Source organism: Thermomonospora echinospora (assembly GCF_900108175.1).
Lineage (GTDB): Bacteria > Actinomycetota > Actinomycetes > Streptosporangiales > Streptosporangiaceae > Thermomonospora > Thermomonospora echinospora.
This window is the reverse complement of sequence record NZ_FNVO01000001.1, coordinates 453,329-470,245: the sequence shown is the minus strand read 5'-3', so window position 1 is coordinate 470,245 and position 16,917 is coordinate 453,329. Positions and strand designations below refer to the sequence as shown.

18 protein-coding genes are annotated in these 16,917 nt (G+C 72.0%); 11 read left to right on the top strand and 7 right to left on the bottom strand.

The window, feature by feature from the left end; all coding sequences use genetic code 11:
* Position 1 precedes the first annotated feature (1 nt).
* Complete coding sequence (locus tag C4U03_RS02155; RefSeq protein WP_103936281.1) at positions 2 to 256, bottom strand: hypothetical protein; 255 nt, start codon at positions 254 to 256, stop codon at positions 2 to 4.
* 160 nt (positions 257 to 416) lie between these two features.
* Between C4U03_RS02155 and C4U03_RS02150 the strand changes: the two genes are divergently transcribed.
* Both C4U03_RS02150 and C4U03_RS02145 read left to right on the top strand, forming a co-directional pair.
* Entirely contained in the window at positions 417 to 1,547 is a 1,131-nt protein-coding gene (locus tag C4U03_RS02150; RefSeq protein ID WP_103935875.1) for a sensor histidine kinase, read from the top strand.
* Positions 1,544 to 2,212, top strand: coding sequence for a response regulator (locus tag C4U03_RS02145; RefSeq protein ID WP_103935874.1), 669 nt, complete (start codon positions 1,544 to 1,546; stop codon positions 2,210 to 2,212). The genes C4U03_RS02150 and C4U03_RS02145 overlap by 4 nt, the downstream gene beginning before the upstream one ends.
* Before the next feature lie 36 nt (positions 2,213 to 2,248).
* On the opposite strand, the gene C4U03_RS02140 is transcribed toward C4U03_RS02145, so the two are convergent.
* Genes C4U03_RS02140 through C4U03_RS02130 form a run of 3 tightly spaced genes read right to left on the bottom strand, consistent with a single transcriptional unit; the run spans position 2,249 to position 4,925 of the window.
* Complete coding sequence (locus C4U03_RS02140; protein WP_235017633.1) at positions 2,249 to 3,103, bottom strand: NAD(P)-dependent oxidoreductase; 855 nt, start codon at positions 3,101 to 3,103, stop codon at positions 2,249 to 2,251.
* A gap of 2 nt (positions 3,104 to 3,105) precedes the next feature.
* The gene (locus tag C4U03_RS02135) at positions 3,106 to 3,510 is read right to left on the bottom strand and encodes a carboxymuconolactone decarboxylase family protein (protein WP_200826972.1); all 405 of its coding nucleotides are present in this window, start codon (positions 3,508 to 3,510) and stop codon (positions 3,106 to 3,108) included.
* Positions 3,507 to 4,925 (bottom strand): aldehyde dehydrogenase family protein, encoded by a 1,419-nt coding sequence (locus tag C4U03_RS02130; protein WP_103935872.1) that lies wholly within the window; start codon positions 4,923 to 4,925, stop codon positions 3,507 to 3,509. Before C4U03_RS02130 ends, C4U03_RS02135 begins: the two co-directional genes overlap by 4 nt.
* A gap of 268 nt (positions 4,926 to 5,193) precedes the next feature.
* Here C4U03_RS02130 and C4U03_RS02125 point away from each other — a divergent pair, with 268 nt between their 5' ends.
* From C4U03_RS02125 to C4U03_RS02105, 5 genes are all read left to right on the top strand, one after another.
* On the top strand, positions 5,194 to 6,096 hold the full coding sequence (locus C4U03_RS02125) for an LLM class F420-dependent oxidoreductase (RefSeq protein WP_103935871.1): 903 nt from the start codon (positions 5,194 to 5,196) through the stop codon (positions 6,094 to 6,096).
* A 17-nt stretch (positions 6,097 to 6,113) separates the two neighbouring features.
* The gene (locus tag C4U03_RS02120) at positions 6,114 to 6,986 is read left to right on the top strand and encodes an SDR family NAD(P)-dependent oxidoreductase (RefSeq protein WP_103936278.1); all 873 of its coding nucleotides are present in this window, start codon (positions 6,114 to 6,116) and stop codon (positions 6,984 to 6,986) included.
* A 285-nt stretch (positions 6,987 to 7,271) separates the two neighbouring features.
* Positions 7,272 to 8,021 carry a CoA transferase subunit A gene (locus C4U03_RS02115; RefSeq protein ID WP_103935870.1) on the top strand — a complete coding sequence of 250 codons (750 nt, stop codon included), beginning with the start codon at positions 7,272 to 7,274 and terminating at the stop codon, positions 8,019 to 8,021.
* Positions 8,021 to 8,668, top strand: coding sequence for a CoA transferase subunit B (locus C4U03_RS02110; RefSeq protein ID WP_103935869.1), 648 nt, complete (start codon positions 8,021 to 8,023; stop codon positions 8,666 to 8,668). The genes C4U03_RS02115 and C4U03_RS02110 overlap by 1 nt, the downstream gene beginning before the upstream one ends.
* 8 nt (positions 8,669 to 8,676) lie before the next feature.
* On the top strand, positions 8,677 to 9,855 hold the full coding sequence (locus C4U03_RS02105; protein WP_103936277.1) for a thiolase family protein: 1,179 nt from the start codon (positions 8,677 to 8,679) through the stop codon (positions 9,853 to 9,855).
* 127 nt (positions 9,856 to 9,982) lie between these two features.
* On the opposite strand, the gene C4U03_RS02100 is transcribed toward C4U03_RS02105, so the two are convergent.
* The gene (locus C4U03_RS02100; RefSeq protein WP_103935868.1) at positions 9,983 to 10,600 is read right to left on the bottom strand and encodes an HNH endonuclease family protein; all 618 of its coding nucleotides are present in this window, start codon (positions 10,598 to 10,600) and stop codon (positions 9,983 to 9,985) included.
* Positions 10,601 to 10,992: 392 nt separating this feature from the next.
* On the opposite strand from C4U03_RS02100, the gene bla reads away from it, so the two are divergent.
* Positions 10,993 to 11,982, top strand: a complete 990-nt coding sequence (gene bla, locus C4U03_RS02095; RefSeq protein WP_103935867.1) for a class A beta-lactamase — start codon at positions 10,993 to 10,995, stop codon at positions 11,980 to 11,982.
* Between the two features lie 264 nt (positions 11,983 to 12,246).
* Here bla and C4U03_RS02090 read toward each other — a convergent pair whose 3' ends face one another.
* Positions 12,247 to 12,885, bottom strand: coding sequence for a hypothetical protein (locus tag C4U03_RS02090; protein WP_103935866.1), 639 nt, complete (start codon positions 12,883 to 12,885; stop codon positions 12,247 to 12,249).
* Between the two features lie 113 nt (positions 12,886 to 12,998).
* The gene (locus C4U03_RS02085) at positions 12,999 to 14,021 is read right to left on the bottom strand and encodes a hypothetical protein (RefSeq protein ID WP_146087232.1); all 1,023 of its coding nucleotides are present in this window, start codon (positions 14,019 to 14,021) and stop codon (positions 12,999 to 13,001) included.
* 297 nt (positions 14,022 to 14,318) lie between these two features.
* Between C4U03_RS02085 and C4U03_RS02080 the strand changes: the two genes are divergently transcribed.
* From C4U03_RS02080 to C4U03_RS02070, 3 genes are all read left to right on the top strand, one after another.
* The gene (locus C4U03_RS02080; RefSeq protein WP_103935864.1) at positions 14,319 to 14,798 is read left to right on the top strand and encodes a nuclear transport factor 2 family protein; all 480 of its coding nucleotides are present in this window, start codon (positions 14,319 to 14,321) and stop codon (positions 14,796 to 14,798) included.
* 160 nt (positions 14,799 to 14,958) lie between these two features.
* Complete coding sequence (locus C4U03_RS02075) at positions 14,959 to 16,137, top strand: hypothetical protein (protein WP_103935863.1); 1,179 nt, start codon at positions 14,959 to 14,961, stop codon at positions 16,135 to 16,137.
* Positions 16,137 to 16,913, top strand: coding sequence for an SDR family oxidoreductase (locus tag C4U03_RS02070; protein WP_103935862.1), 777 nt, complete (start codon positions 16,137 to 16,139; stop codon positions 16,911 to 16,913). Before C4U03_RS02075 ends, C4U03_RS02070 begins: the two co-directional genes overlap by 1 nt.
* Positions 16,914 to 16,917 lie beyond the last annotated feature (4 nt).

The following is a 16,917-nucleotide window of genomic DNA, read 5'->3' as shown; positions in this document are numbered from 1 at the left end:
ATCAACCTCGGTTTCCGGAATGGGGACCTCGACCGGCCAGCCGGGCGCCGACGACCGCGCCGGCCACGGCGCAGATCACCGGCACCGCCAGGACGGCGAGCGACGGTTCGCCGGTGCCGTCGAGGGCGAGCGAGCGGTCGAGGACGATGGTGAAGAAGGCGCCCACGATCTCGATCAGCAGAAAACCGGCGGCCCCGCCGGCGAGCAGCCCGGCGAAGGCCGCCGCGGCCCTGCCGGAAGAGAAGTGCGCGTTCATGTCCCGCAGCGTGGGCGCACGGCCACCGGCCGGGCATCCGGCTGCGGTGGACACCCGCCGTACTCCGCAGGTTGCGACCTCGGCGCGGGACGTACACCCGTGGTTGCGAACCGGCTCCGCGACGAGGACCCGAAGGCCGGGACGGCCCTAGGCTGGGGACATGACCTCGGACGGTACGACCCGGTTGCGGCTGCCGCGCGGGCGCGCGGCGGACGCGGCGCTGGCGATCGCCGCCTTCCTGTTGTCGATCACCGGCACCGTCCAGGCGTTCGTCGGCGGGCCGGACGAGCCGTGGGCGACGACCGTCCTCGGCTGGCTCCTGATCGCCGTGGCGTGCGCGGCGCTGTACGTGCGCCGCCGGCACCCGGTGGCCGTCGCCGCGCTGGTCTTCGCCGCCACCTGCGCGTACTACCTGACCAGCATCTACGACGGGCCGCTGCTGGCCACGCTGGTGGTCGCGCTCTACACGGTCGCGGCACAGGGCCGGTTGCAGGCGGCCGTCGCGCTGTCCTCGCTGACCGTGATCAGCGTGGGCGCCGGCACCCTGGCGGGCAACCGCGAGATAGACGGCCTCGCGCTGTTCCTGCTGACCGGCTGGCTGGTCGCAGTGGTCGCGCTCGGCTGGGTGGCGCACAGCCGCCGCGTCTACTTCCGCGAGGTGCGGCAGCGCGCCGCCAGCGAGGAACGGCTGCGCATCGCCCGCGAACTGCACGACGTGGTGGGCCACCACATGTCACTGATCAACGTCCAGGCCGCTGCCGCGCTGCACCGGATCGGCAGGGATCCGGCGCAGGCCGAGACGGCGCTCGGCGCGATCAAGGAGTCCAGCCGGGAGGCGCTGCGCGAGCTGCGCGCCACCCTCGGGGTGCTCCGGCAGGCCGACGAGGACGCCCCCACCGCGCCGGCGCCGGGACTGGACCGGCTGGCGGAACTGGTCCGCTCGGCCGAGCAGACCGGGCTGCGGGTCCGGGTCGACGGCGCGCCGGGGCCGCTGCCGACCGAGGTGGACCTGGCCGCGTACCGAATCGTGCAGGAGTCGCTGACCAACGTCGCCCGGCACGCGCACGCCCGTACCGTCACCGTCCGCCTCGGCGACGGGCCCGGCGAGGTGACCGTGGAGGTCGAGGACGACGGCCACGGCCCGGTGCCGGGCTCCTCCGGCACCGGCATCGGCGGCATGCGGGAACGGGCCCGCGCGCTGGGCGGCGAACTGACCGCCGGTCCCCGCCCGGGCGGCGGGTTCGCCGTCCGGGCCCGGCTGCCCCGCCGGAACGGAGCGTCCGCGCGGTGATCAAAGTCGTGTTGGCCGACGACCAGCGGCTGGTTCGTGCCGGGTTCCGGTCGATCCTGGAGGACGAGGACGACATCGCGGTGGTCGGTGAGGCCGCCGACGGAGAGCAGGCGGTGGCCGCCTGCCGCGAGTTGCGGCCGGACGTGGTGCTGATGGACATCCGGATGCCGGAGGTGGACGGGCTGGCCGCGGCCCGCCGGATCGCCGCCGACCCACGGCTGGCCGACGTCCGGATCGTCATCTTGACCACGTTCGACCTCGACGACTACGTGTACGGCGCGCTGCGGGCCGGCGCCACCGGGTTCCTGGTCAAGGACACCGAGCCGGCGGAGCTGATCCACGCAGTCCGGGTGGCGGCTCGCGGCGACGCGCTGATCAGCCCGTCGGTCACCCGCCGGCTGATCGCCGAGTTCGCCGCCCGGGTGCGCGCTCCCCGGCCCGATCCACGGCTGAACGCCCTCACCGAACGCGAACGCGAGGTGATGGGGCTGGTCGCGGCCGGGCTGTCCAACGACGAGATCGCCGCCCGCCTGGTGCTCAGCCCCGCCACCGCCAAGACCCATGTCAGCCGCATCATGACCAAGCTGGGCGTGCGGGACCGTTCCCAGCTCGTGGTGCTGGCTTATGAGTCGGGCCTGGTCAGCCCGGGCTGGCTGACGGGCTGACCGGCGCCCTCAGGGGCCTTCGGTAAGGGGGAGCCGTCAGGAGCGTTCGACGAAGGGGAAGATGCGGGTGAAGTCGGCGCCGGGTTCGGCTTCCGCGAACCGCTCCCACAGGGACGCGGTGACCGTCGCGATGGACGACGGGCCGTCCCGGTCCGCCACGGCGCGCAGGTAGAGCTGCACGTCCTTGCTCATGAGCGAGTTGGCGAAGCCTGCGGCGTAGCGGCCGGTGAGCACGTGGTCGGGGAACTTGTCGCTGGTCGCCGAGTTCCGGCCGCTGGATCCGTTGAGCACTTCGAGCATGGTATCCATCTCCAGGCCCACCGACACGCCGAAGGCGATCGCCTCGCTGGTCGCGGCGAGCGCGGTGGCGGCCAGGAAGTTGTTGGCCAGCTTCAAGGCCTGGGCGAGGCCGGGGCGGTCGCCCACCCGGTGGCGCCGGTCGCTGAGGCCGGTGAGCACGGGCTCGACGTGGGCGCACGCCTCGTCGGTCCCGGCGTACATCACCGCGAGCGTACGGGCGCGGGCACCGGCCACGCCGCCGGACACGGGCGCATCGACGTAGGCGATGCCGCTGCCGGCCAGCAGCGCGGCAATGTCCTGCGCAGCGCGCACCCCGACCGTCGAGGTGTCCACGACATGGGTGACGCGGCGGTCGGCGACCGCGACGATCTCACGCGCCACCTGCTCGGACACCGTGCCGTCGGGAAGGCTGAACACCACCACGTCGGCCTGCCGGGCGACCTCGGCGACGTCGGCGGCGTACTCGGCGCCCTCCGGGGTGCGTTCGGGGCCTGCGGCGTCGTAGGCCACCAGGGGTAGGCCCGCCCGGGCCACGTTCGCCGCCAAGGCGCCGCCCATGTTGCCCAGGCCCACGAAGCCGGCCGTCGTCATCGTCACGCCTCTCCCCGTTCCGCCCGTACGGCCCGGACGACCCGCCTGGCGGCGACCCCGGCCGGCACACCGCAGTAGGCGGCGATCTGGAACAGCAACTCGTCGATCTCCTCGTCGGTGACACCGGCCCGCAGCGCGCTGCCGGCGTGCACGCGGAACTCCTCCATCCGGCCCAGCGCCGCCGTCATGGCCAGCACCAGCAGGCTCCGGTCACGGGAGGCCAGAGCGCCGCCCCGGGCCCACACCCCCCACGCCGTCGAGGTGATGTAGTCCTGGAACTCCCTGCCGGCCGGGTCGGGGTCGGCACTCTGGCCGTCGACGTAGGCGTCACCGAGCACCGACCGGCGGACGGCACGGGCGGCACGCAACGCGTCGGACTCTTCCACGGGCTCTCCGAACTCGGTCAAAGGGACAGGCTGATGGTCTTGATCTGGGCGTACTCGTGCAGGGCCTCGATGCCCTTCTCCCGCCCGTACCCGCTGGACTTGAAGCCCCCGAACGGCGTCTCGATGGTGAGCGCGCCCCCGTTCACCGCCACCTGGCCGGCGTCGATCCGCTCGGCGAGCCGCAGGCCGCGGCCGACGTCGCCGCTCCAGACGCCGGCCACGAGGCCGTAGTCGGTGTCGTTGGCCAGGGCGAGCGCCTCGGCCTCGTCGGCGAAGGGCATGGTGACCAGGACCGGGCCGAAGATCTCCTCGCGGGCGATCCGCAGGTCGGGCGGCACTGCGGCGTAGACGGTCGGGCGCACGTACTGTCCCTGCGCGGCCGGCCCGTCGTCGTAGGCCGAGCCCCCGGTCACCGGCAGCACACCGGCGGCCGCCGCGTCGGCGAAGTGGTCCAGCACCTTGCGGAACTGCGCCTCGGTGATGATCGGGCCGAAGTCCACGCCGGGCCGCAGCCGCTCGACCGCCTCGACCACGGCGGCGACCACCTCGTCGTGCGCCGGGGACTCGACCAGGAGCCGGGTGGTGGCCGAGCACACCTGCCCGGCGTTGGTCGCCACGGCCGCGACCGCCGCGGCGACGGCCCGGTCGAGGTCGGCGTCGGCGAACACCACGATCGGGGACTTGCCGCCGAGTTCGAGCGTCATGGGCACGAGCCGGTCGGCGGCGATCCGGGCCAGGTGCCGTCCGGTGGGGACGGAGCCGGTGAACGTGATGCGCCGCACCGCCGGGTGGGCGGCCAGCGGCGTGCCCGCCTCGGGGCCGGTGCCCGTCACCACGTTCAGCAGGCCGTCCGGGAGGCCGGCGGCACTGGCGAGGCGGGCCAGGCACAGCGTCGAGGTCGAGGTCAGCTCCGACGGTTTGGCCACGACCGCGTTGCCCGCGGCCAGCGCCGGGGCCAGCGCCCGGCACGCCTGGTTCAGCGGCAGGTTCCACGGTGTGATCGCGGCGATGACGCCGTAGGGTTCGAGCCGGGTGTAGGTGTGGTTGCGGCCGCCCTGGTCGATCGTGCGTCCGTGGTGGGCGCGCAGGACGCCGGCGTAGTAGCGGAAGTAGGCGGCCGACATGTCGATCTCCGTGCGGAGCTGGCCGGGGAGCTTGCCAGTGCACGCCCGCTCCAGTTCCCGCAGTTCGTCGGCGCCGTCCTCGATCGCGTCCGCGATCCGGTGGAGCACTTCGGAACGTTCCGCCCCGGACCGTCGGGCCCACTCCGGCCAGGCCGCCGCGGCGGCGGCCACGGACCGCTCGACGTCGGCCTGCGATCCCGCGGCGATCTCGTCCCCCGGCCGCCGGGTCGCGGGGTCCAGCGTGGGCAGGTAGGCGCCGCTCACGGGTTCGGTGGCCCTACCGCCGATCCAGTGGTCGTGGCGAACGGTCATGTCACTCCGAGAATCCTCTTCTAGTGATCTGCAAGTCGGACTCTACTAAGAGGGAAACCGACTGGGAAGACTACCCCGGCGGCTCCCCGCACCGGCCGAGCAGTCCAGAGAATCTACTTCTTAGTAAACGAGAGTCACCCTCTTACAAATGATCTAGTGATGAGTACACTGCGGGCATGGGTGATTCTCCACCTGGGGCCGGTCGCGGGCGCCCGGCCCGAAGGTCGCTCTCCGGCAGAGCCCACCGAGGACGTACGACGAGGTGACGATGCGCTTCATCTTCCATTACCCCGAGGCGAACGGGCCCGACGGTGATGTCCTCGACGCCGGGCCGCTGCGTGAGGTGGCGGTCGCGGTGGAACGATCCGGCTTCGACGGGCTGTCGCTCAGCGAGCACCCGGTGCCGGGGGCCAGATGGATGGCCTCGGGCGGGCACCAGACGCTCGACCCGTTCGTCGCGCTCGGCTACGCGGCCGCGGCGACCGAGCGGATCCGGCTGCTGACCTACCTGGCGGTCGCCCCGTACCGGAACCCCTTCCTGCTGGCCAAGGCGGCGGCGACGCTGGACAGGCTCTCGGGAGGGCGCATGACCCTCGGGCTCGGCACCGGCTACCAGAAAAGCGAGTTCTACGCCCTGGGCGTCGACATGGACGAGCGCAACGCCCTGTTCGACGAGGCTCTCGACGTGCTGCCGCTGCACTGGAGCGGTGAGCCGTTCAGCTACCAGGGCCGGCACTTCAGCGCACGCGACGTGATCGCCCGGCCCCGGCCGGTCCAGGACCCCATTCCGATCTGGGTGGGCGGCAACTCCAGGCTGAGCCGCCGCCGGGTCGCCGAGCGGGCGCAGGGATGGATGCCGATGTCCGGCGGAGCGCAGCTGAGCGCCACCGCCCGCACGCCCGCCCTCAGCTCGGTCGGGGACCTGGCCGACGCCATCGCCGAGTTGCGGGAGGCCGCCGCCGCGGCCGGGCGCAGCGACCGGATCGACGTGCTGTACTCCTACCACGGCGACGGGATCCAGTCGCCGGCCGTCGAGCCCGACCGCCACCGGGAGGCGTTCGCGGAGCTCGACAAGGCCGGTGTCACGTGGGTGGTGGTGTCGAGCCGCACCAGCGACCCCTCGGCCACGTTCGAGTTCATCGAGGCCTTCGGCTCGACCTACCTGTCGTGACGGCGGAGGCGGCGGACATGGGATGGTTCGAGGAGCGGGCGGGGCTGGACGGCACCGTCGCCGTGGTGACCGGCGGGGCGGGCGGTCTCGGGGAGGCCGTCGCGCGCGACCTGGCCGCCAACGGCGTCCGCCCGGCGGTGATCGACATCGACGGTGAGGCGGTCGAGAGTCTGCGCCGGTCGCTCAGCGAGCAGGGACACGACGCGATCGTGCACCATGGCGACGCCCGCGACCCCGACGCGCTGTCGGCGCTGTTCGCCGCCGCCGACGAACGGTGGGGACGGCTCGACACGCTGGTCAACGTCGTCGGGGGCACTTTCCGGGCGCCGTTCGTCGACACCACCCCGAAGGGCTGGGACGCGCTGCTGCGCACCAACCTGCTCCACGTCCTGCACGCCTGCTCCCTGGCGATCCCGCGGATGCGGAAGGGCGGTCGCGGCGGCAGCATCGTCAACCTCACCACCATCGAGGCGCACCGGGCGGCGCCCGGCTTCGCCGTCTACTCGGCGGCCAAGGCGGCCGTGGAGCACTTCGCGCGGACACTCGCCGTCGAACTGGCCCCGGACGGCATCCGGGTCAACAACGTCGCTCCGGACTACGCCCCGACGCCCAACCTCACCAGATTCGCCAACGAGGATCACCCGTTGTCGACTCCCGCCGGTATCCGCATCGCCATCCCCATGGGACGGGTGGGACAGGTCACCGACGTGTCGAACTGCGTGGTGTTCCTCGCCTCGGGGCTGTCGGCCTACATCACCGGGACCACCCTCCACCCCGACGGGGGCACGTCCGCGTCGTCGGGCTGGTTCAACTGGCCGGATTCGGGGTGGGGCAACTACGCCCCGATGCGCCTGCTGGAACACCTCACCTCCCCCACCGGGGACGAGTGACGATCGCCGCGCCCGCCGTCTCCACCTGACGGCGCACACGCCGCCGCCGGTCCCGCTTGATGACAGGGCGCCCTGCCGCCGTACGCGCCGCCCGTACGTGGGCTCCCGGAACGACCCCGGCAGGGAGCGGTAGACGGCCTCCTCCTGCTCCAGGCCGTGCCGGCGTTCCAGCGGTAGGACGCCCCCGACCCATACCCCGCTGTTGACATCCCCCGCACGGCGACGCAGACTGCTCGACGCTATTATGAACAAAAGTTCACCAGGCGAACACCATGGGGGCGGGGCATGGACAAGGTGGTGACCGACGCGGCGGCGGCCGTCGCGGACGTCCCGGACGGGGCGTCGCTGGCCGTCGGCGGCTTCGGGCTGAGCGGAGTGCCGGACGTGCTGATCGAGGCGCTGCACGCGGCCGGGACCGGCGGGCTGAGCGTGGTCTCCAACAACTGCGGGGTGGACGGCGGCGGCCTGGGCATCCTGCTGGCGGCGGGCCGGATCGCCAGGGTGACCGGCTCCTACATCGGCGAGAACAAGACCTTCGCCCGCAAGTACCTGGCCGGGGAGATCGAGGTCGAGCTGATCCCGCAGGGCACGCTGGCCGAACGGCTGCGCGCGGGCGGCTGCGGCATCCCCGCCTTCTATACACCCGCCGGGGTCGGGACGGTCGTCGCCGAGGGCGGCCTGCCGTGGCGCTACGCCCCCGACGGCACCGTCGCGGTCGCCTCCCCCGCCAAGGAGGTCCGCGAGTTCGACGGCACCGCCTACGTGCTGGAACGCGGCATCACCACCGACTTCGCGCTGGTCCGGGCACGGCGCGGGGACCGGTACGGCAACCTGGTGTTCGCCAAGGCGTCCCGGAACTTCAACCCGCTGGCCGCGATGGCCGGCCGGATCACGATCGCCGAGGTCGAGGAACTGGTGGACGCCCTCGATCCCGACGAGGTCCACCTGCCGGGCGTGTTCGTCCAGCGGGTGGTGCCGCTGACGGCCGAGCAGGCCGCCGCCAAGGGGATCGAGAAGAGGACGGTGCGCGCCTGATGGCCTGGACCCGCGACCAGATGGCGGCCCGCGCGGCCGCCGAGCTGACCGACGGCAGCTGCGTCAACCTCGGGATCGGCCTGCCCACCCTGGTGCCCGGCCATGTGCCGCCCGGCGTGCGGGTCGTCCTGCACTCGGAGAACGGAGTCCTGGGCGTCGGCCCCTACCCGCGCGAGGATGAGGTCGACCCCGACCTGATCAACGCGGGCAAGGAGACGGTCACCGTCCTGCCGGGCGCGTCCTACTTCGACTCGGCCCTGTCGTTCGGGATGATCCGCGGCGGCCACATCGACACCGCGATCCTGGGCGCCATGCAGGTCTCGGCCCGCGGCGACCTGGCCAACTGGGTGATCCCCGGGGCGATGGTCAAGGGCATGGGCGGGGCGATGGACCTGGTCCACGGGGCCCGCCGGGTGATCGTGCTGACCACGCACAACGCCAAGGACGGCACCCCGAAGATCGTCGAGGAGTGCGACCTGCCGCTGACCGGCCGCCGGTGCGTCCACCGGATCATCACCGACCTGGCCGTCCTGGACGTCACCCCGGCCGGGCTGGTGCTGGTCGAGACCGCGCCCGGGGTGAGCGCCGACGAGGTCGCCGAGCGGACCGGCGCGAAGATCACCATCGCGGAGGGGGGCCGGCGGTGAACTCGGCGATGAACGACGTCTACGTGGTCGACGCGGTGCGCACCCCGATCGGCAAGTACTCCGGGGCGCTGGCGGGGGTGCGGCCGGACGACCTGGCGGCGGGCGTCCTGCGCGCCCTGGTGGATCGCAGCCCCGCGCTGGACCCGGCCCGGATCGACGACGTGATCTTCGGCAACGCCAACGGCGCGGGCGAGGACAACCGGAACGTGGCCCGGATGGCGGTGCTGCTGGCGGGCCTGCCGGTGAGCGTGCCGGGCGCGACGGTCAACCGGCTGTGCGGCTCCGGCCTGGAGGCCGTCATCCAGGCGTCCCGGGCCGTCGCGGTCGGCGACGCCTCGATCGTGGTCGCCGGCGGGGTGGAGTCGATGAGCCGCGCCCCGTGGGTGCTGCCCAAGCCCGAACGGGCCTTCCCGGCGGGGAACGCCGAACTGGTGTCCACGACGCTCGGCTGGCGGCTGGTCAACCCGGCCATGCCGGCGGAGTGGACGGTCGCACTCGGCGAGGGCGCCGAACTCATCGCCGACAAGTACGGCATCAGCCGCGAGGAGCAGGACGCCTTCGCCCTCGGCAGTCACCGCAAGGCCGACCGGGCCTGGCACGACGGCGTGTACGACGCGCAGGTCGTCCCGGTCGCCGGGGCGGAGCTGTCCCGGGACGAGACGATCCGGCCCGGCACCAGCCTGGAGGCCCTCGCCAAGCTGAAGCCCGCGTTCCGCCCTGACGGGACGGTCACCGCCGGGAACGCCTCTCCCCTCAACGACGGCGCGGCCGCGCTCCTGCTCGCCGACGAGGCGGGCCTGGCCGCTCTCGGCCGCCGGCCGCTGGCCCGGATCCGGGCCAGTGCCGCCACCGCGCTGGAGCCGCAGATGTTCGGTCTCGGCCCGGTCGAGGCGATCACCCGTGCCCTCGACCGGGCCGGCCGCACCTTCGCCGATCTGACGACCGTCGAGATCAACGAGGCGTTCGCCGCGCAGACCCTCGGCTGCCTGGCCGCCCTCCCCGAGCTCGACCCCGCCCTGGTGAACCCCGACGGCGGCGCCATCGCCCTCGGTCACCCCCTCGGCGCCTCGGGCGCGCGCCTGGCCGGCGCCGTCGCCCACCGCCTCGCCGCCTCCGGCGGCGGCCTGGGCGTGGCGTCCCTGTGCATCGGCGTAGGCCAGGGCCTGGCCCTGGTCCTCGAACGCTGAAAAAGCGGAACCGGAGCCCCGGCGAACGCGTTCGAAGCGCACCGCATGGGCGATCCAGGGTGGCCGGCAGCGGGCACGCCGTGGCGTCCCACCCTCAGGGTTTGATGAGGGCGGGACGCCGGCGTGGTCAGCAGGTGGCCAGCATCGTCGTCAGCGCCGCCTTCTCGGCGATGTCGGCGGACAGGTCGTAGCGCCATTTCACGTCGATCCACGACCGGGCGTAGGTGCAGTGGAAGGACTCCAGGGGCGGCTTCCAGGTGGCGGGATCCTTGTCGGACTTCTGCTGGTTGACGTTGTCGGTGACCGCCCACAGCTGGGAGGACTCCAGGTCGTTGGCGAACCTTCGGCGCCGCTCGGTGGTCCAGGTGTCGGCGCCCGACTGCCAGGCCTCGTACAGCGGGACCATGTGGTCGATGTCGATGTCGGAGGCGGCGTACCAGGTGGCGCCGTCGTACGGGGAGTACCAGGAGCCGGAGACGGCCGCGCACCCTTTGTTGGTGACGACGTTGACGCCGTCGCGCTTGAGCACGGTCTCGCGGGTGTTGCAGGTTCCGCTGATGGTGATCCAGTGCGGGAACAGCTCGCGGCTGTAGCCGGCGCCGGAACCTTCTGCCTCGGTGCGCAGGGCGACCAGGTGCTCCAGCGCGGTGACCGCCTCAGGCGGCGGGGGCGGCGCGGCGGTGGCCGGTGGCGCGGTGAGCGCGGTGAGGATTGTGGTCAGGGCAACGAGAACGGGACGTCGCATGGGCACCTCTCCAGGTGGCGAATATGAACGTCCTTAACTCTCTGCCACTGATCCAATACCGAGAGTGACGACACTGGGGAGACGTCCCGCCCGGAGCAAGGATTTACCGCCCGATCACGAAGCCCCGGACCACCGGACTGGCAGGGCACCCCTCCGCCTATGAAGGGGTCGCGTTCCGGTGGGGCGTTTTACGGCGCCGGCGATCCAGTACTCGATGCGGCGGTCTCGGCCCGCGGCGACCGCGACGGCCATGAAGGCCGTGAACAGCGATAATAGGTATTTACATATTGATCCAGCGGCCATATCCGTATTGGACATGAGCGGGACGGGTCTGCTCTGCTTTCCAGGTCCGAAGATCGTGAGTGACGAGGATCAGAGTGAGGAGCCCGAGCATGCGCGATGTCCATCGCCGGTGGCCGTGGAGAGGACTGGGCGCGACGGCGTTGGCCGCGTCCCTGCTGTTCGGCGGCGTGGCCTGCGGAGCGGACACGGAACCGGCCGGCGGCCGGGCGGTCACCCACAGCGGCCAGGAGACCGTCCGGACGCCGGCCGTCACGGGCGGTACGGAGGCGTCCCGCCAGGCCGAGGCGCGCCGGCGGCTGCGCGAACTGGAGGACTCCTACCAGGGGCGCATTGGCGCGTTCGCGTTCGACACCGGCAGCGGCCGCATCCTCGCGCACCGGGCGCACGAGCGTTTCCCGATGCTGTCGACGTTCAAGGCGGTCGCGGCGGCGGCGGTCCTGCACAAGGCGCGCCGGGAGGATCCGGGCCTGATGGACCGCATCGTCCGTTGGTCGAGCGAGGACCTGGTGGACTACTCGCCGATCACCGAGCAGCACGTGGACACCGGGCTGACCGTCGCGCAACTGTGCGACGCGGCCATCAGGTACAGCGACAACACCGCCGGCAACCTGCTGCTGAAGCAGATCGGCGGGCCGCCGGGGCTGACCCGTTTCCTGCGTTCCCTCGGCGACCCGGTCTCCCGGCTGGACCGCTGGGAGACCGAGCTGAACGAGTGGTCGGCCGGTGAGCGGCGCGACACCACCACGCCCGAGGCGATGGGCCGCGACCTGCACCGGCTCACCGTCGGGAACGGCCTGGCCGAGGCCGACCGGCGGCGGCTGATCGGCTGGCTGCGCGGCAACACCACCGGTGACAAGCGCATCCGCGCCGGGCTGCCCGAGGACTGGACGGTCGGCGACAAGACCGGCACCGCCGGCAGCGCCGCCAATGACGTGGCCATCGCCTGGCCGCCGGGTTCCTCCGCCCCGGTGATCTTCGCGGTCTACACCGCCCGGCGGGACTTCGACGCGCCCGGCGACGAGCAGGTGATCGCGACCACGGCCACGATCCTGGCGCGTGGCCTGGGCCTGCCGGCCTGACGCCCGCCGCCGGGTATGTCATCTCTTGCGCGAGCATGGCCGGTGCCTGCCGGGTCTTTGTTACCTCTGGGCCGAGGGCGGCGTGTGATTCCGTCGTTCCCGGTAATGCCGACAGAGCGTGGACAGGAGTGACGGATCGCCCCGGTTCGACTTCAGAGGGCGGCCTGGACCGGGTCTTTCCCTCCTGTCCGCGCGCGCGGGTTGTCTACGTCCTCGTTCCCGCATCGTCGCGGCGAACGAGACGTAGGCAACTCAGCGGACGGCTCACCCGCCGAAACCGAGACGGGAGCCGAGACGGGCCGGGGTCGCCGGGTCCGTACGGACACGGTCCGGCCGTCCGCTTCGGCGCGCCAGGGCCGCGATGAGGAGGCCCGCCGTGGTGGCGCCGAGCAGGCCGAGCATGAGGTCGCCGACGGTGTCGCGGTAGATGCCGACGGATTCGGGGGTGTCGAGGATGAAGACGCCGTACTCGAAGAACTCCCAGACGATGGCGGCGATGGCGCCGATTCCCGCACACGACAGGGCCAGGGCCGCGGGCGGGAGGGGGCTCCAGCGGCGGAGGGCAAGACCGGCGGCGGCGGCGAGCAGCAGCCAGTTGCCGTAGTGGCAGGCGTCGTCGAACCAGCCGACGGTGTCGTACAGGTCGGCCGCGTTGCCCGCGACGTCGATGACGAAGGGGGCGGTCAGCAGCAGGTCGACGTCCCACGGGAACGCGCCGCGACGGCCGCGCAGCGCCCAGACCGCCAGGACCAGCATGACGGCCACGGGATAGGTGGCCGCGCGGACGCCCATCGCCTTGTCGGCGAAACGGTCCCAGTGCGGGAAGAGCAGGGCCAGCCCGAGGAGAACGGCCAGGACGGCCTTGAGGAGGAGGGCGAAGGGACGCCAGCGGGTCGTGTCCATGCGAGCAGGGTGTCCGACGGCGGGCCGAGGGGGCATCCGCGAAAGTACTCAGATCCGCATGGGTCTGCATGGGTCCGCATGGGCGAACGTGACCTCGGGCGCCGCGCGAGACCTCATCCGTCGATGTCGAAGAGCGCGCGGATGCGGATCGCGTTCTCCAGCAGCATCCGCACGTGCCGGGCGTAGTGCAGTCCGTTCTCGATGATCTCCTCGAACCGTACGCCGGGTGGCGATTCACCGGACGCCGACAGCATGAGCGCGCTTTTCAGCACTTCGGGAACGGATGAGTCGTCCAGCGCCTCCAGGGCGCGCGCGGCCTCCTTGCCGTACCAGTCCTCTGGGGAAATCCCGGATCCCCGAGGCCGTCCGGAAAGGGCCTCGGTCGCCAGGACGAGCGAGATGTCGGCCCATGGCAGGCCAAGTTCGAAGAACCGGGGGCGGACGACCTCCTGCAGGGTTCTCCACTGGTGGGATATGTTCGCCCATTGCGTTTCCGCGGCGGGCTCGGCACCGTACGTTTCGAGCCAGAGTCCGTGCGCCTCGCGCATGGCCGAGGCGAGCGAGCAGACGATCGCCCTGGTCTCCACCATCCGGAGTCTCCGCGGGGAGCGGGACGACAGGAGGGGGTGGCCGCCCTTCCCGGCGACCGCCGAAAGGACCTCCTGAACCTCTTCGGCGTTCCACTCCCGGGCGGGAACGGCCTGGCTCAGATCGTGCACAAGGGCACTGTCGAGGTCCTCGACGGAAACGAGACGTCCTTTCACGTGTTCCAGGGATGCCTCGACGGCCGTGGCCTTTTCGAGGGCCTTGTCATGTTCTCCGGAGCGCATGAGGGCGCACACGGCCTCGTGCAGGGACCGGACGACACGGCCCGCCAGCCGGCGGGCTTCCCGGCGCTCCCGGATTTCGGCCTGTGCCGAAGCCAGCCTGCCCGACACGAGCAGGGCGAACGGGACACCGAAAAGCACCCCGGCGAAGACGGAGAGCAGATTCGCCAGAAAACCGCGCCCGTTCCAGAATCCGGAGGAGTCCCCGTAGAGGCCGAGGGCGACGAGCACGGCGCCCAGAGCGGGCGGCACGACGTATAGCGCCCGCAGCGGCCGGGGCGTGTCCGTCCCTATCCTGTCGAGCTTCATCGGAGGCTTCCCCCCGCCGACCCACGGCCCGGTCACCCGGATCGCCGTCAGAACGCGGACGGCGACCGACACCGTGACCGTCCGGCTTGCAACGCAGGGGTGCCCGCGATCGCGGCACCTCACACCACCTGCGCATATTCGCGGAACACGGGCCGCAGCCGGGCATCTGGGGCCCACCGCCCCGGGCCTCGGCGCCCGTCGGCTCCGCTCCGTCGCCGACGCTCGCCCCGTACCGGCGACCACGAAAGTAGAACGTGTTATTGCCAGACGGCGCACCGGTCGAGCAAGCTGTGGGACATGGATCTGATCGCGCTCGAAGAGATCCGCCGGGTGAAGTACCGCTACCTGCGCTGCGTGGACCTCAAGCTCTGGGACGACTTCGCCGACGTCTTCACCGAGGACGCCGTGGCGGAGTACGACACCCCCGTGCTCGGCAAGCCGCTGCGCCTGGCCGGGCGGGACGCCATCATCGGCTACATGCGCGCCAACCTGGGCCCCGGCACGATCACCACGCATCTGGCCGGCCATCCCGAGATCGAGATCGACGGCGACCATGCCCAGGGCACCTGGGCTCTTGAGGACACCGTCATCGTCATGGCGCATCGCCTGCTCATCCGCGGCGCCGCTCACTACGAGGACACCTATCGGCGCTGTTCCGACGGCCACTGGCGGGTCAGCGCCACCGGGCACAAGCGGACGTACGAGTACACCGTGTCCCTCGCCGACCTGCCCAGCCTCAGCTTCACCGCGAACCGGTGGGCGTCGGACGGGGCCTGATCGCCGGGTTCGGCGGTGGCGGCGCCGGGGCGCGGCGGCCCGGGACGGCGGTGCGCGTCGGGCCCCTGCCATTGACCATTTACTAGAACGAGTTCTAATCTCAGCGGCGAGACAAACCAGCACACCGGTGCCGAGGGGTACCGCCAGCCGAGGGGGTCCGGTGGCCACGCAGTCCTTCGCCGAGGCGATCGCCGAGGCCGAGCAGATCATCCGCTCGGCGCCCCACGTACACACCGAGCAGGACCTGGCCGAGGGCCTGGACTACCTGGCCGGCAGCATCAAGTCGTGCCTACACCTGGCCTGGGCCTACGAACGCGACTTCCCGTTCTTCGTCGCCTCCACCGGGCCGTACGCCAAGCTCGGCCTCGACAACCCCGACACCCTCTACTTCCACGCCTACCTGCGCGACGACGCCGAGTACGTCGTCACCGGCCGCCGCGGCACCACCGCCGACCTGAGCTTCCAGGTGCTCAACGGCGACTACTCCCCGGCGCGCTCGCCCGACAGCCTCACCGCGTTCGACGACCGCGACATCGAGATCGCCCCGGACGGGACCTACGAGCTGCGGTTCGGCCCCGAACCGGCAAGCTCCCGGCCGAACTACTTCACGCTCGGGCCCGGCTCGGCGATGCTGATCGCGCGGGAGGTTTACAGCGACTGGGACAGTGAGCGGCGCGGCGAGATCCGCATCCACCGCGCCGGCGCGCTCGGGGCCGCTCCCCCGCCGGTGACGACCGAGCAGATGGCTAAGCGCTACGACGTGGCCGGCCGGATGCTGATCTCCCGGCTGCGCACGTTCCTCGCCTTCCCGGAGTGGCACTACCTGAAGCTGCCGGTCAACACGATGACCGAGCCGCGGCCCACGCCCGGCGGGCTGGCCACGCAGTACTCCTCGGTCGGCCACTACGACCTCGACGACGACCAGGTCATGATCATCGCGGTGCCGGCAGCCGCCCGCGCGGACGCGCCCTACCAGGGCTTCCAGCTCGGCAGCAGGTGGTACATCTCGCTGGACTACATCAACCACCAGACCAGCCTCACCGCCGACCAGGCGCGGGTGGACCCCGACGGCAAGATCCGCTTCGTCGTCAGCGAGCGCGATCCCGGTCTGGCCAACTGGATCGAGCGCACCGGGCACCGCCGCGGGTACCTGCAGATCCGCTGGCAGCGGCTGGCGCGCGAGCTCAAGCCCGAGGACGGCCCCGAGGTGGAGATCGTCCCGTTCGACGAGCTGCCGCAACGGCTGCCCCACTACGAGCGGCAGCGGGTGAGCCCGCAGGAGTGGGCGGACCGGATCGCCGCGCGCCAGGTCGCCGTCGCCAAGAGGATGCTGGGCTGATGTTGCTCCGTGACCGCGTCGTCGTCATCTCCGGCGTCGGGCCGGGCCTGGGCCGCGGCCTGGCACTGCGGTGCGCCGCCGCTGGCGCCGACGTGGTGCTGGGGGCGCGGACCGAGGCGCGGCTGGCCGAGGTCGCCAAGGAGGTCGCCGGCCTCGGCCGCCGCGCGGTGACGGTACGGGCCGACATCACCGACGAGGCGTCCTGCCGAGGGCTGGCCGAGGCGGCGCTGGAGTCGTTCGGGCGGGTCGACGGACTGGTCAACAATGCCTTCGCGATTCCGCCGCTGACCGATCTGGGCTCGGTGGACCTCGACGCGGTGCGCGCCGGCCTGGAGACCAACGTGCTCGGCACGCTGCGGCTGACCCGGCTGCTGACACCGGCGCTCACCGAGCACGCCGGCTCCGTCGTGATGATCAACTCGGCGGTGCTGCGGCACTCGCGGCGCACCTTCGGCGCGTACAAGATGGCCAAGTCCGCCCTGCTCGCCCTCGCGCAGAGCCTGGCGACCGAGCTCGGGCCGCAGGGCGTCCGGGTCAACACCGTCGCGCCCGGCTACATCTGGGCCGACAACCTCAAGTGGTACTTCGACCATCTCGCCAAGAAACGCGGTGTCACGGCGCAGCAGGTGTACGACGAGACCGCCGCCACGACCGATCTGCGCAGGCTGCCCGAGCCCGACGAGGTCGCCGACGCCGTGGTGTTCCTGCTGTCCCCGCTCGCGCGGGCGGTCACCGGCCAGTGCCTCGACGTCAACTGCGGCGAGTGGCACCACTGACCCG

Excerpts from the sequence above, each read along its gene's own strand:
- C4U03_RS02155 (WP_103936281.1), bottom strand. The coding sequence starts at position 256 with ATGAACGCGCACTTCTCTTCCGGCAGGGCCGCGGCGGCCTTCGCCGGG.
- C4U03_RS02150 (WP_103935875.1), top strand. The coding sequence starts at position 417 with ATGACCTCGGACGGTACGACCCGGTTGCGGCTGCCGCGCGGGCGCGCG.
- C4U03_RS02140 (WP_235017633.1), bottom strand. The coding sequence starts at position 3,103 with ATGACGACGGCCGGCTTCGTGGGCCTGGGCAACATGGGCGGCGCCTTG.
- C4U03_RS02130 (WP_103935872.1), bottom strand. The coding sequence starts at position 4,925 with ATGACCGTTCGCCACGACCACTGGATCGGCGGTAGGGCCACCGAACCC.
- C4U03_RS02125 (WP_103935871.1), top strand. The coding sequence starts at position 5,194 with ATGCGCTTCATCTTCCATTACCCCGAGGCGAACGGGCCCGACGGTGAT.
- C4U03_RS02120 (WP_103936278.1), top strand. The coding sequence starts at position 6,114 with ATGGGATGGTTCGAGGAGCGGGCGGGGCTGGACGGCACCGTCGCCGTG.
- C4U03_RS02115 (WP_103935870.1), top strand. The coding sequence starts at position 7,272 with ATGGACAAGGTGGTGACCGACGCGGCGGCGGCCGTCGCGGACGTCCCG.
- C4U03_RS02110 (WP_103935869.1), top strand. The coding sequence starts at position 8,021 with ATGGCCTGGACCCGCGACCAGATGGCGGCCCGCGCGGCCGCCGAGCTG.
- C4U03_RS02105 (WP_103936277.1), top strand. The coding sequence starts at position 8,677 with ATGAACGACGTCTACGTGGTCGACGCGGTGCGCACCCCGATCGGCAAG.
- C4U03_RS02100 (WP_103935868.1), bottom strand. The coding sequence starts at position 10,600 with ATGCGACGTCCCGTTCTCGTTGCCCTGACCACAATCCTCACCGCGCTC.
- bla (WP_103935867.1), top strand. The coding sequence starts at position 10,993 with ATGCGCGATGTCCATCGCCGGTGGCCGTGGAGAGGACTGGGCGCGACG.
- C4U03_RS02090 (WP_103935866.1), bottom strand. The coding sequence starts at position 12,885 with ATGGACACGACCCGCTGGCGTCCCTTCGCCCTCCTCCTCAAGGCCGTC.
- C4U03_RS02085 (WP_146087232.1), bottom strand. The coding sequence starts at position 14,021 with ATGAAGCTCGACAGGATAGGGACGGACACGCCCCGGCCGCTGCGGGCG.
- C4U03_RS02080 (WP_103935864.1), top strand. The coding sequence starts at position 14,319 with ATGGATCTGATCGCGCTCGAAGAGATCCGCCGGGTGAAGTACCGCTAC.
- C4U03_RS02070 (WP_103935862.1), top strand. The coding sequence starts at position 16,137 with ATGTTGCTCCGTGACCGCGTCGTCGTCATCTCCGGCGTCGGGCCGGGC.